Source organism: [Mycobacterium] fortunisiensis, from assembly GCF_019050325.1.
In the GTDB taxonomy this organism is placed as follows: domain Bacteria; phylum Actinomycetota; class Actinomycetes; order Mycobacteriales; family Mycobacteriaceae; genus Mycobacterium; species Mycobacterium fortunisiensis.
The window spans coordinates 210,848-224,132 of record NZ_VOMB01000006.1 but is presented as its reverse complement, the minus strand read 5'-3'; the positions used below and the strand labels follow the sequence as shown (position 1 = coordinate 224,132).

Sequence of the window (13,285 nt, the reverse complement as noted above, 5' to 3'; positions counted from 1 at the left end):
GTGCGTAGTCTGCGGGGCCGTGCGTGTGCACGAGTCCTGCATTCCTCAGGCCCCCTTCGAGGCAACCTCGCGGACCGTCGCGCCCGGCGTAGCGTGGCCGCATGGGCGAACTTTCCGAGGATGTGATCGCTTTTCTGTCCGAAGGCACCCGCACTGCGGTGCTGGGTTGGGTTGCGGCCGACGGCCGACCATTGGCCGCGCCCGTGTGGTTCGTGGTGGACGACGGCGCACTGGTGTTCAACACCGGCGAGGACACCGCCAAGGGGCGGGCTTTGGCCCGGGATCCGCGGGTGGTGCTGTGTATCCATGACGACACCCCGCCGTTCGCGTTCGTCCAAGTTCAAGGCGTCGCGTCGATCAGTGAAGATCCCGACGAGTTGCTCGCCACCGCCACCCGCATCGGCGGCCGGTACATGGGCGCCGACCGCGCCGAAAAATTCGGCCGACGCAACGGGGTTCCGGGCGAACTCGTGGTGCGGGTCAACCCGACGAAAGTCCATGCGGCCTTCGACGTGGCGGATTAGGAGGCTGTGCGTCCTGACCAGTGCCGAACAGACGCAAAAACCCCCAAAATCCATGGAAATTGGGGGTTTTCGCGACTTTTCGCGCTAGAGGCTAGCTCTCCAACGACGCGGGCGGCAGGAAACGGTCGCCGTACTTGGCGGCCAGCTCCTTGGCCCGGGCCACGAAGCCTTCCTTGCCCTTACCGCCAACTCCCTCGTAGCCGACGATGTACTGGTGCACACCACCGGTCCAGGCCGGGAAGCCGATGCCGAAGATCGAGCCGATGTTGGCATCCGCGGTCGAGGTCAAAACGCCCTCGTCGAAGCACTTCTGGGTCTCCAGCGCCTCGGCGAACAGCATCCGGTCGATCGCGTCCTGCAGCGGGATGTCCGTGCTGCCCGAGTTGAAGGTGTCCTTCAGCCCGGACCACAGGCCGACGCGCTTGCCATCGGCGTACTCGTAGAACCCGGCACCCTTCAGTCGGGACGGGCGGCCGATCTCGATCATCTTCTCGACGACCGCCTCGGCCGGGTGCGGCACATGCGTGCCACCGGCAGCCTCGACGCCCTTACGGGTGGCGACAGCGATCTTGTGCATGAGCTCCAGGTTGAGCTCGTCGGACAGCTGCAGCGGCGGGGCCGGGTACCCGGCCTGCGATCCGGCCTGTTCGATGGATGCCGGCTCGACGCCCTCACCCAGCATGGCCAGCGCCTCGTTGACGAAGGTGCCGATCACGCGGCTGGTGAAGAAGCCACGGCTGTCGTTGACCACGATCGGGGTCTTCTTGATCGCCAGGGTGTAGTCGAACACCCGGGCCAGCGCCTCGTCAGAGGTCTTCTCGCCCTTGATGATCTCCACCAGCGGCATCTTGTCGACCGGCGAGAAGAAGTGGATCCCGATGAAGTCCTCCTGGCGCTTCACACCGGTGGCCAGACCGGTGATCGGCAGCGTGGAGGTGTTGGAGCCGAGCAGCGCGTTGGGTTCGACGATGTCCTCGATCTCCTGGAAGACCTTGTGCTTGAGGTCCTGATCCTCGAAGACGGCCTCGATCACGAAGTCGACACCCTTGAGATCGTTGGGGTCGGCCGTCGGGGTGATCTTGGCGAGCAGCGCCGCCGACTTCTCTTCGGTCGTCTTGCCGCGCTTGAGCGCCTTGGCCTCGATGCCCTCCGAGTACGCCTTGCCCTTCTGGGCGGCCTCGATGGTGACGTCCTTGAGCACGACGTCGTAGCCGGCCTTGGCCGACACGTAGGCGATACCGGCGCCCATCATGCCCGCGCCCAGCACACCGATCTTGCGGATCTCCTGCTTGGCGATGCCATCGGGACGTGAACCGCCACCGTTGATCGTCTGCAGGTCCAGGAAGAACGCCTGGATCATGTTCTTGGCGGTCTGCCCGGTGACCAACTGGGTGAAGTAGCGGCTCTCGATGCGGCTCGCGGTGTCGAAGTCGACCTGCGCACCCTCGACAGCGGCGTCCAGGATGGCCCGCGGGGCGGGCATCGGGGCGCCCTTGAGCTGCTTCTTCAGCAGCGCCGGGAACGACGGCAGGATCGCGGCAAGCGCCGGGGTCGACGGGGTGCCGCCGGGGATCTTGTAGCCCTTGACATCCCACGGCTGGGTGCCGCCCTCGGGGTTGGCCTTTATCCAAGCCTTCGCGCGCGGAACCAGCTCATCCACCGAACCGACGAGTTCGTCGACCAGGCCAGTCTCCTTGGCCTTCGTCGGGTTGAACCGGGTGCCCTGGCTCAGCACCTCCATGAAGGCCTTCTGGATACCGAACATGCGCACGGTGCGGGTGACGCCGCCGCCACCGGGCAGCAGGCCCAGGGTGACCTCGGGCAGGCCGATCTGGCTGCCCTTGACGTCCGCGGCGATGCGGTGGTTACAGGCCAGCGCGATCTCCAGACCACCGCCGAGCGCGGCGCCGTTGATGGCGGCCACAACAGGCTTGGGCAGGGTCTCCAGCTTGCGCAGGTCGGCCTTGATGAACTCGACCTCGGCGAACGACGCCGCGGCATCCTCGGGACCGACGTTCATCATGCCCTTGAGGTCGCCGCCGGCGAAGAAGGTCTTCTTGGCGCTGGTGATCACCACGCCGGTGATCGAATCCTGTTCTGCGACAAGCTTTTCTACAGCATTGTGCATGGATTCTTTGTAGTGCTCGTTCATCACGTTGGCCGAACCGGTCGGGTCGTCCAGCGTCAGGGTGACGATGCCGTCGGCATCCTTGTCCCACTGAATGGTGTTCTCAGCCATTGTTTTTCGCTCTCCCTAGACGCGCTCGATAATGGTGGCCACGCCCATGCCGCCGCCGATGCACAGCGTGATCAGGGCACGCCGAGCGCCACGACGCTCGAGCTCGTCGACCATGGTTCCGGTGATCATGGCGCCGGTGGCGCCCAGCGGGTGGCCCATCGCGATGGCGCCACCGTTGACGTTGAGCTTCTCGTCCGGGATGTTGAGGTCCTTCTGGAACTTCAGCACCACCGAGGCGAAGGCCTCGTTGAGCTCGAACAGGTCGATGTCGTCGACGGTCAGGCCGGCACGGTCCAGCACCTTGCGGGTGGCCGGGGTCGGGCCGGTGAGCATGATGACCGGGTCGGCACCGCTGGTGGCGGTGGCCACGATGCGGGCGCGCGGGGTGAGGTTCTGCGACGCCCCCGCACTTTCGGAACCGATCAGCAGCAGGCCGGCACCGTCGACGATGCCCGAGCTGTTACCGCCGGTGTGGACGTGGTTGATCTTCTCGATCCAGTGGTACTTCTGCAGCGCCACGTCGTCGAAGCCGCCCATCGCGCCGACGCCGTCGAACGCGGTCTTGAGCTTGCCCAGGCTCTCCACGGTGGAGCCGGGGCGCATGTGCTCGTCGTTGTCGAGGACGACGAGGCCGTTCTGGTCGCGGACCGGGACGACGGACTTGGCGAAGTAACCGCCGGACCAGGCCGCCGCCGCGCGCTCCTGCGAGCGGGCCGCGTAGGCATCGACGTCCTCGCGGGAGAAGCCCTCGATGGTGGCGATCAGGTCGGCACCGATGCCCTGCGGGACGAAGCCGATGCGGTAGTTGGTCTCCGGGTCAGAGGCCCAGGCGCCGCCGTCGGAGCCCATCGGGACGCGGCTCATCGACTCGACACCACCGGCGAGCACCAGGTCGTCCCAGCCGGAACGCACCTTCTGCGCGGCCAGGTTCACGGCCTCCAGGCCCGAGGCGCAGAAGCGGTTGAGCTGGAAGCCACCGGTGGTCTCGGGCAGCTTGGCCACCAGGCCGGCGGTGCGGGCGATATCGCCGCCCTGATCGCCGACCGGGGACACCACACCCAGGATGACGTCGCTGATCAGCGTCTCGTCCAGGTCGGGGTAGCGACTGCGGATCTCTTCGATCAGACCGACGACCAGGTTGACGGGCTTGATCTCGTTGAGGGCGCCGCCGCGCTGCTTGCCGCGCGGCGTACGGATCGCCTCGTAGATAAAGGCTTCTTCGGACATGTCTGCTCCCCTGCCATATCGGCGTTCAGGTTCAGGTTGGGTTGTGGAACCGCCCCGCTGACGGGTGCAGTCCTCTGAACGGCAGCGTAGCAGCCTCGCCCAACCCGTTGGTTGGGCCTGTGCTCAGCATCTCCTTGCGATCTCCTTGCGGCAGATGCGCGAGTGGCCACTTATGGCACGCGTCCGAGGATTCGGCGTGCCATAAGTGGCCACTGGACACAGGGGGTCAGGCCGAACGCGGCTCCGCGACCTCGGCCAACGTCGGATAGTCGATGTAGCCCGCAGGACCGGGCGCGTAGAAGGTCGACACGTCGGGCTCGTTGAGCTCGGCGCCCAGAACCAGGCGATCGATCAGGTCCGGGTTGGCCAGAAACGCCCGGCCCACCGCGGCCGCACTGATCGCACCCCACTCGGCGTAGCTCTCCAACTGGCAGAAATCGGTGCCCGTGGCGCGACCGGTGTTCAAGACGAACGTCCCCGTCCACAGCGCGCGGATGACGCCGAAGTCGCGGGTGGCCGGGTCGATGAGCACGTGCAGATAGGCCAGGCCCAGCGGCGCGATCCGCTCCAGCAGCGCCTCGTAGGTACCGGTGGCGTCGTTCTCGCGCATGTCACCGGCCGGGTTTCCGGGCGAGATGCGCAGGCCGACGCGTCCGGCGCCGATTTCGGCGACGACGGCCTCCACGACCTCGGCGGCCAACCGGGCCCGGTTCTCGGGTGAACCTCCATACGCGTCGGTGCGTTGGTTGACCACGTCGGAGGCGAATTGATGCAGCAGGTAGCCGTTGGCGGCGTGGATCTCCACCCCGTCCATGCCGGCGTCGATCGCCCGCCGCGCCGCGGCCCGAAACTGTTCCACGATCGCCGGGATCTCATCGATCTCGAGCGCCCGCGGTGTTTCCAGGGGCTTCTTGCCGGTGAGCGTGTGCGTGACCACATCGGCCGCAATCGCCGAGGGAGCCACCGGCGAAAAGCCGCTGATGTCCGAATGCGCCATCCGGCCGACGTGCCAGAGCTGGACGAACATCTTGCCGCCCGCGTCATGCACGGCATCGGCGATCTCGGCCCACGCATCCTGATGACGATCGGTGTAGAGGCCCGGGGTGTTCAGGTAGGCACCGTTGGCGGTCTCGGCGATGGCGGTCGCCTCGCTGATGATGATCCCGGCGCCGGCCCGCTGCGCGTAGTACCGCGCGGCCAGCGGCGAGGGGGTGGCATCGGCATCGGCGCGAGAACGGGTCAGCGGCGCCATGAACAGACGGTTGGTCGCGGCGGTGTCGCCCACCTGGACGGGCTGCAGCAGGGCGGCATCGGCGTCGAGCCGGAAAGTCTGGGTGCTCACGCAGCTCTAAAGCACCTTGGGCTTCCAGATCATTCCCGCACTACCCTCTGGGTGCATGACCGTTGCCCGACTGCGGCCCTATGCCGTCACCGTGTTCGCCGAGATGTCGGCGCTGGCCGCGCGGCTGGGCGCGGTGAATCTGGGGCAGGGATTTCCCGACGAGGACGGTCCGGCCGAGATGCTCAAAGTGGCGCAACACGCGATCGGCAACGGACACAACCAGTACCCGCCGGGCCTGGGCATCCCCGAGCTTCGGCAGGCGATCGCCGCGCAACGTCGGCGGCACTACGGCATCGATTACGACGCCGACACCGAGGTACTGGTGACCGCCGGCGCCACCGAGGCCATTGCCGCGTCGGTCCTGGGCCTGGTCGAGCCGGGCTCGGACGTGCTGGTGATCGAGCCGTTCTACGATTCCTACTCTCCGGTGATCGCCATGGCCGGTTGTCAGCGCCGGGCCGTTCCCCTGGTGGCCCGCGGGCGCGGGTTCGCCATCGACGTCGACGGGCTGCGCCGCGCCGTCACCCCGAACACCAAGGCGCTCATCCTCAATTCGCCGCACAATCCCACCGGTGGGGTGGCCTCCGATGAGGAGCTTCGGGCCATCGCCGCGCTGGGGATCGAACACGATCTGCTGGTGATCACCGATGAGGTCTACGAGCAGCTGGTCTTCGACGGCCACCGCCATCGCCCCCTGGCCGGATATCCGGGCATGGCTGGGCGCACCGTGACGATTTCCAGTGCCGCCAAGATGTTCAACGCCACCGGCTGGAAGATCGGCTGGGCCTGCGGGCCGGCCGATCTGATCGCCGGGGTGCGAGCGGCCAAGCAGTACCTGACCTATGTCAGCGGCGGACCGTTCCAACCGGCCGTGGCCCACGCCCTCGACCATGAGGACGGCTGGATTGCCGAGCTGCGAGAATCGTTCCAGGCCAAGCGAGATCGACTCGGCTCGGCACTGGACGAGCTCGGCTTCGAGGTGCATGACAGCAACGGCACCTATTTCCTGTGCGCCGACCCGCGGCCGCTGGGCTATTCCGACAGCGCCGCCTTCTGCGCCGAGCTACCCCACACGGCCGGGGTGGCCGCGATCCCGATGTCGGCGTTCTGCGAGCCCGTCGGAGCCGGGCTGCCGGCGACATCCGGTACCGCACCGCAGGCCGATCTGTGGAATCACCTGGTGCGCTTCGCCTTCTGTAAGCGCGACGACACCCTCGATGAGGCGATCCGGCGGCTGCAGGTGCTGAGGCGGCAGTGATCTACAGGCCGGCCGCCACTGCCCACAACGCCGCCAGGTCATCCGGCTCGTTACGCAACGGACTCAACACCACCTCGGTGGCGCCCGCGTCGAGATAGCGCTGCAACTGTTCGCGCACCTGCTCTGCCGAACCGACTGCGGCCAGCTCGGCTGCTGACGGAACACCTTCGCGGGCAATGATTTTTTGATACGAGGGGATGGTTTCGTAGAACGCCAGCTGCTGGGCGGCGAGCGCACAGGCCGCGTCCACGTCGTCGGACACCAGAGTGGGCACTGCGGCGATGATGCGCGGGGCGGGACGACCCGCGGCAGCCGCCGCCGCGCCGATGGTGGGCGCGATGAACTCGCCGATGGTGCGGGGGCCGGCCAGATACGGCAGGGTACCGTCGGCCAACTCGCCCGTGGCCTGCAACGCCTTGGGACCCATCGCGGCCACATAGACCGGGATAGGTGCGCCGCCGGGCACCCGCACCGGCCATTCCGGCTGTGCGGTGAACTCATTGCCCACGAAATCGACTGCGCCGTCGTCGAAAATCGATCGCAGCACCCGCAGGTATTCGCGCAGCCGTCCGGCCGGATTCGACCACACCTTGCCGAACGCCCGATGTTCAGGAGCGTGTGAGCCCAAACCGAGGCCGAGGCTGAAGTTTCCGTGCGCAGCGGCCTGGGCGGTCTGTGCGCCGGAGGCGACCAGCAGCGGGTGACGGGGATTGATCGGCACCACCGAGGTGCCCACGCCCAGCCCCGGGACCGCCGCGCCGATCAACGCGGCCAGGGTGATTGCGTCGACGTCGAACTGTTGAGCCAGCCAGACCTGGCGGACACCCGCCGCGTGGGCGGTGCGCGCTTGCGCGATCGCGGCGTCGACGAGGTTGGCGGCGGATGGATCCAGGGCGAGGACGACTCCGGTGGGCATGAAGGTACCAACGCCCAGCGCAGCCCCGGACATTCCGTTCCGGTCACGGTGCGTCGAACCCGTGACAGCTGACGACGCGTCTACGACCGGCGGGCCACGATCACCGGCACCGGCGCCGAATGCACCACCTCGGAGCTCACCGAACCCAGCAGCATGCCGGTGAACCCGCCGCGACCGCGGCTGCCGACCACCACCAGTTGCGCCGACTCGGCATGGTCGAGCAATTGCCGTGCCGGTGAGTCCTGGACCAGCACCCGCCGCACCGCAACATCCGGATAGCGTTCGGACCAGCCCGCCAACTGCTCGGCAAGGACGCGTTCCTCACGCGGTTTGAGGTCGGGCCAGTTGACGCCGGGCACATCTCGTTCCACGTCGGCCCAGGCATGCACCGCCACGAGTTCCACACCGCGCCTTGATGCTTCGTCGAAGGCGATCTCGGTGGCCAACTCCGAGGCCGGTGAGCCGTCGAGACCGACCACCACGGGAGCCTTGTGGTCGAGCTGACCGGCCTCGCCATGGATGACGGCAACCGGGCAGTGGGCGTGCAGCACCAGGCTCGAGCTCACCGAACCGAGCAGCCGGCGCCCCCACTTGCCCAGGCCGCGAGATCCGACGACCACCAGATCGGCGCGACGGGAGTATTCGATCAGGGTGGCAACCGCGTGCCCGGGAACGGCTTTGCCGACGATGCGGGGCGGCCCCTCGTCAGCGGTGGCCTTGATGGCGACCTGCTCGGCCGCGTCGAGCACTTCCTGACCCTGCTCGTTCTGGTATTGCCAATAGTCTTCGGGCAGTGCGACATCCAGCCATACCGGTGACAACGCACCCGGCAGTGCGTGCACCAGGATGAGTTCGACACCGCGGAGCGCCGCGTCCCGCGCCGCCCAGGCCACCGCTGCATCCGAGGACGGCGAACCGTCGATTCCGACGACGATTCCTCGGCGAACCGATTGGGATTCCATCGAATACTCCTCCACTGTGGTCACGCATCGGATGGTGCGCGGCAGATCAGCACCGGGACTGGGCTGTGGTGCAGCAGATTCAGGCTCGTCGAGCCGAGCACCACCCCGGCCAGCACGTTGCGGCCGCGGGAACCGACAACCACCAGCCCGGACTCCGCGGCATGCTTCAGCAGCGCCTTACCCGGCGAGTCCGGCTCGATGAAGCATTTGGCCTCGACACCCGGATGGCGCTTGTTGTGCACCGCAACGGTTTCGGTCAACTCGGCCAGCTCCGCCGATTCCACGCCGTCCCAGTCGATCAGCAGTGGAATGGTGACACCGGTTTCCATCGGCGCGGCCAGGGACAACGAGCGCACGGCAATGACGGACAGCCCGAACCGGTCGGCAAAGTCGAACGCCGTCGCCAACGCCGCCTGGGCGGCCGGGCTGTCGTCGACCCCGACCACGACCGGGCCGGTTCCCGGGGCGACGTGCTCACCACGCAGCGCCACCACCGGGCAGGCGGCCCGGGTCGCCACCGACAATGCGGTCGAACCCAGCAGCAGTGCGGCCGCCGGGCTCACCGTCTTGCCGCCGAGCACCACCAGCCGCGCGTCGCGACTGGCCTCGATCAACACCTGATCGGCCGGTTCGTTGAACGAGTCTGTGGTTACCCGTAATTCGGGGTGGTCGGCAGCGACAGTCTCGGTGGCGGCCTTCAGGAATGCCTGGGCCATGTCCTGCTGGTAGGACATCATCGCCGCGGTCAGGGCCGCGGCAGTCTGAGTCAGGTTGCGGCCCAGCGACGGCAATGCGTGCACGATGCGCAGCGGGGCACCGAACCCGTCGGCGACGGCGGCAGCCCAGCGGGCCGCACGCAGCGCTTCGTCACTGCCGTCGATTCCGACCACTACAGGTGCATCCGGGGAAGCCATGCCTTCATCGTGGCGGTTTCCGTGCCGGATGGCCAGAGCACAAAGGCTCTACTGCGCCGTCGAACGTCAGTCCCAGCCGATGTCGGCGATGTCCGTCGTCGATTGCGGCGGAGCACCGGAGACCACGGCCGAGGTTCGGGAGAACCTCGGCGCCGGTGCCGCCTGCACCACACCGTCACGGTCCACCAACGTCGACCGCGCCCGCAAGTGCTCGTTGTCGACGGCCTCGCCCCAGGTGAGCACCGGTGTCACGCAGGCATCGGTGCCGGCGAAGATCTCGGTCCACTCGGCGCGGGTCTTGGTCTTGAACCGCTCGGTGAACACCGCCCGCATCTCGTCGTAGCGGGCCAGCTCGAACTGCCCGGGAATCTCGTCGGGCGCCAGGCCGAGGCCCGCCACCAACTGTGCGAAGAACTGCGGTTCGATCGACCCGACCGCCAGGTAGCCGCCGTCGGACGTCTCATACGTGCGGTAATACGGTGCGCCGCCGTCGAGCAGGAACGATTCCCGTTCATCGCGCAGCGATCCGGTGGCCCGCATGGTCCACATCATCTGCGCCAGCATGCTGACCCCGTCGACCATGGCCGCGTCGATCACCTGTCCCCGACCGGATTTCTCCCGCTCGTACAGTGCGGTGACGATGCCGATGACCACCAGCATCGAGCCACCGCCGAAATCGGCGACGAGGTTCAGCGGTGCCACCGGCGGGCGGTCCCGGTAGCCGATCGCCGACAGCGCACCAGTCTGCGACAGGTAGTTGATGTCGTGGCCGGCCGTGGTGGCCAGCGGCCCGTCCTGGCCCCAGCCGGTGATCCGGGCGAAGATCAGCCGCGGGTTGACCGCCTCACATTCGGCCGGCCCGATGCCGAGCCGCTCACAGGTGCCGGGGCGGAAACAGTCCAGCAGCACATCGGCTTTGGCGGCCAGCTCGAGCAGTGCACCCGGCTCGGCCTTGACGTCCAGGTCCACGATGCGCTTGCCCCGGTGCAGCAGATCGACGTTCTCGGCGGGCATGGTCAACCCACCCGGCCGGCGCACCCGGACCACATCGGCGCCGAGGTCCGACAGCATCATCGCGGCGTGTGGGCCGGGGCCGATGCCGCCGAGTTCGATCACGCGCACTCCGGCGAGCGGTCCGGTATTCGTCATGCGAGGCAGACTAGGTCATGCGCTACCCGTTTTTGACCTTGAGCACCTGCTTGCGCAGCCCTTCGGTGGCGGTCTCCACGCCGCCCTTCATGGTCCGCTTCAGGATGAAGCCCGGCAGCGGCACCGACAGATCGATGGTGATGTCGAAGCGGACCTTGGTCTTGTCGCCGTCAGGGGTCAAGGTGTAGCTGGCGTCTTGGGCCTTGAGCTGTCCGGCGCTCACCAGCGTCCAGCTGACCTTGTTCTCGCTCCAGGTGTACTCGATCACCTGCTCGTCGGTCAGCCCGGCGGCCTTCACCGTCATCTTGACCTGTTTGGGCCTGCCGTCGTCGTAGGTCTGGAGGATCTCGGCGCGCTGGTACTGCGGCGACCAACTCGGTGTCGCCTCGACGTCGGCGACCACATCGAGGATTTCCTGTGGGGTCGCCTCGATCACTACTTCGCGGGAATCGCTGGTTGCCATGCGGCGAGATTACTCCCCGAGGACGGCCTTGGCGGCGTTGTAGCCCGGGATGAAGGTGATTCCGGGGCCGCCGTGGCACCCGGCGCTGCCCAGGTACAGGCCGTCGAGGGGAATCGGTTGACCCACATACCCTTTCGGACCCGGGCGGTTGGGGCCCATCTGCTCGGGATGGATCAGGCCGTGACAGTAGTCGCCGCCCGGCGCGCCGAACATGGTGCCCATGTGCCGCGGGGTGAACGTGGTGTGCCGGATGATCCGGCGCTCGAAATCCGGTGCCAATCTGGTGATCTTCTCGATGACGCGCCGCCCCATCTCGGCCTTGAGTTCGCCGTAGCCCGAGGCCGACGCCTCGACCGGGAACCACAGCGCGAACGCGGAGGCGGCGTGCTTGCCGGCCGGCGCCAGTGTCGGATCGTGGGCCGACGGGATCTGGAACGCAATGGCCGGATCGGCGGGCACGATGCCGCGGCGCGCGTCCTGCCACTGCTGCTGCAGCGCTTCGGGGGTGCTGAAAAGTCCGATGGCGGCTTGCATCTCCGGGTCGTTGAGCATGCCGTAGGGGGCCTCGAAGGTCGGTGCTCCATCGAGGGCGAAGTGCATCTGCAGATAGCTGCCGCGGTGGTCGACATGGCTGAACCGGTCACGCACCTCGGCCGGCAGCGCCTCGGGATCGATCAGCTCGGTGACCGTGGTGTCCGGGGCGATGGCCGACACCACCACCGGCGCGTTGACCGCCGTACCGTCGGACAGCCGCACCCCGGTCACCCGGTCGTCGGCCACCAGGATGCGTTCCACAGCGCTGCGCAGCCGCAGCTCTCCCCCGGCGGCGGCGAGCCGGGCTGAGAGATGTTCGGTCAGCGCACCGATGCCACCCGCGAGCTTCTTCATCAGCACGGCGTTCTCGTCGGGTACCGCCAGCCCGTAGGCCAGGGCGGCCGCGCTGCCCGGTGTCTCGGGTCCGCGGTAGGTGGTGTTGACCGCCAGGAACGCCAGCATGCCGCGCAGCGCGCCGTGCTTGTCCCGGTCGGGCAGGTAGCGGTCCAGCACGTCGCTGACCGATCCGAACAGTAGGTCATCGATGGCCGAGCGCTCGGATTCGGTTGCCGCACAGGCATACATCTCGTCCAGGGTGCGCGGTGGGCGGCCTGCGTCGAACCGGCCCAGCGCACGGGTGGGCGCCAGGCTCCAGGCCATCAGGCCGGCCATCCCGGCCACCGCGTCGGCGCCGTGGACCTCATCGAGGTGGGCGAGCATCTTCATCGGGTCGGCGTAGTAGACGACCGGCGGGTCACCGATTCCACGCAGCGACACCGACATGACCTCCAGGTCCACGGTGGGCAGGCGGTCCAGCCCGAGTTCCGCGCTCACCACCGCCGCGGTCGGAAACTGCAGCGACCCGGCGATCTCGAATCGGTAGCCGTCGAACAACTCCACCGTCGAGGCCATGCCGCCGGCGTAGCGCTTGGCCTCGAGACACACCGTGCGCAGGCCCGCCCGGGCCAAGAGCACCGCGGCGGCCAACCCGTTGTGCCCGGCGCCGATCACGATCGCGTCGTAGTCCGCCATCGACTGAGGCTGACACTTCGCCCGAGGTTTTGTCAATAATGACGAAACTGCGTTGGGAGCCGCAGCCCGTCAGGCCAACCCGGACCGCAACGCTTCCAGCGCCGTCCGACACATCCGCGCCAACTCGGGCAGGGACCGCTGCCCCGCGTCACCACCCACCATCCACAACTCCATGGCGCCGAAGACCGAGGCCGCGACACATCTGGCGAGGACCACGATCCGCAGGCGCTCGTCACCGGCCGGCACACCGCCGTGCCGGGACACCAGCAGATCGGCCACCGCGTCGGCGAAGTCGGACTCCACCTGGCGGATGTGGCGCACGATCCGTTCGGGATCGAGTTCGGCGGCACGCATGCTGGCGATCTTGGTCACCGCATCGACGTCGTACGGGAAGGCCAGGATGGCCGATTGCACCGAGTCGAGGACGGATTCGGTCGCCGGCCGCTCGGCCAAGGCGGCCCGGAACCAGTGCAGGCCCGCGTCGTAGTCGGCAAACAGCAGGTCATGTTTGGACGTGAAGTGCCGGTAGAACGTGCGCAGCGACACCCCGGCGTCGGCGGCGATCTGTTCGGCCGAGGTGTCCTCCACCCCCTGGGCCAAAAACCGCACCAGCGCGGCCTGACGCAACGCCTCGCGAGTGCGCTCGCTGCGCGCCGTCTGCGCCGGTCGGACCATGCCGCGAAGTTACCCCATCCCGAGGATCACCGGTACATCCCGAAATGTCA

General features: G+C 67.7%; 12 protein-coding genes. 2 read left to right on the top strand and 10 right to left on the bottom strand.

Translation table 11 applies throughout. The features are described 5' to 3' along the window. Nucleotides 1-101: 101 nt before the first annotated feature. Complete coding sequence (locus tag FR943_RS05490; protein ID WP_217155326.1) at nt 102-524, top strand: PPOX class F420-dependent oxidoreductase; 423 nt, start codon at nt 102-104, stop codon at nt 522-524. Between the two features lie 91 nt (nt 525-615). On the opposite strand, the gene FR943_RS05485 is transcribed toward FR943_RS05490, so the two are convergent. From FR943_RS05485 to FR943_RS05475, 3 genes are all read right to left on the bottom strand, one after another. Beyond that, the gene (locus FR943_RS05485; RefSeq protein ID WP_217155325.1) at nt 616-2,763 is read right to left on the bottom strand and encodes a 3-hydroxyacyl-CoA dehydrogenase NAD-binding domain-containing protein; all 2,148 of its coding nucleotides are present in this window, start codon (nt 2,761-2,763) and stop codon (nt 616-618) included. 15 nt (nt 2,764-2,778) lie between these two features. Continuing rightward, complete coding sequence (locus tag FR943_RS05480) at nt 2,779-3,990, bottom strand: acetyl-CoA C-acetyltransferase (protein ID WP_217155324.1); 1,212 nt, start codon at nt 3,988-3,990, stop codon at nt 2,779-2,781. Nucleotides 3,991-4,216: 226 nt separating this feature from the next. Beyond that, nucleotides 4,217-5,332, bottom strand: coding sequence for an alkene reductase (locus FR943_RS05475; protein ID WP_217155323.1), 1,116 nt, complete (start codon nt 5,330-5,332; stop codon nt 4,217-4,219). Nucleotides 5,333-5,387: 55 nt separating this feature from the next. Here FR943_RS05475 and FR943_RS05470 point away from each other — a divergent pair, with 55 nt between their 5' ends. Then, the gene (locus FR943_RS05470) at nt 5,388-6,590 is read left to right on the top strand and encodes a pyridoxal phosphate-dependent aminotransferase (protein ID WP_217155322.1); all 1,203 of its coding nucleotides are present in this window, start codon (nt 5,388-5,390) and stop codon (nt 6,588-6,590) included. 1 nt (nt 6,591) lies between these two features. On the opposite strand, the gene FR943_RS05465 is transcribed toward FR943_RS05470, so the two are convergent. From FR943_RS05465 to FR943_RS05435, 7 genes are all read right to left on the bottom strand, one after another. Then, on the bottom strand, nt 6,592-7,506 hold the full coding sequence (locus tag FR943_RS05465; protein WP_217155321.1) for a TIGR03564 family F420-dependent LLM class oxidoreductase: 915 nt from the start codon (nt 7,504-7,506) through the stop codon (nt 6,592-6,594). Between the two features lie 80 nt (nt 7,507-7,586). Continuing rightward, nucleotides 7,587-8,468 (bottom strand): universal stress protein, encoded by an 882-nt coding sequence (locus tag FR943_RS05460; RefSeq protein ID WP_217155398.1) that lies wholly within the window; start codon nt 8,466-8,468, stop codon nt 7,587-7,589. A gap of 20 nt (nt 8,469-8,488) precedes the next feature. Beyond that, nucleotides 8,489-9,382, bottom strand: coding sequence for a universal stress protein (locus FR943_RS05455; protein WP_217155320.1), 894 nt, complete (start codon nt 9,380-9,382; stop codon nt 8,489-8,491). 66 nt (nt 9,383-9,448) lie between these two features. Further along, nucleotides 9,449-10,531 (bottom strand): CaiB/BaiF CoA transferase family protein, encoded by a 1,083-nt coding sequence (locus FR943_RS05450; RefSeq protein WP_217155319.1) that lies wholly within the window; start codon nt 10,529-10,531, stop codon nt 9,449-9,451. Nucleotides 10,532-10,553: 22 nt separating this feature from the next. Further along, the gene (locus FR943_RS05445) at nt 10,554-10,994 is read right to left on the bottom strand and encodes an SRPBCC family protein (protein ID WP_217155318.1); all 441 of its coding nucleotides are present in this window, start codon (nt 10,992-10,994) and stop codon (nt 10,554-10,556) included. 9 nt (nt 10,995-11,003) lie between these two features. Beyond that, nucleotides 11,004-12,560 (bottom strand): phytoene desaturase family protein, encoded by a 1,557-nt coding sequence (locus FR943_RS05440; protein ID WP_217155317.1) that lies wholly within the window; start codon nt 12,558-12,560, stop codon nt 11,004-11,006. A gap of 69 nt (nt 12,561-12,629) precedes the next feature. Next, nucleotides 12,630-13,235 carry a TetR/AcrR family transcriptional regulator gene (locus FR943_RS05435; protein WP_217155316.1) on the bottom strand — a complete coding sequence of 202 codons (606 nt, stop codon included), beginning with the start codon at nt 13,233-13,235 and terminating at the stop codon, nt 12,630-12,632. Nucleotides 13,236-13,285: the final 50 nt, after the last annotated feature.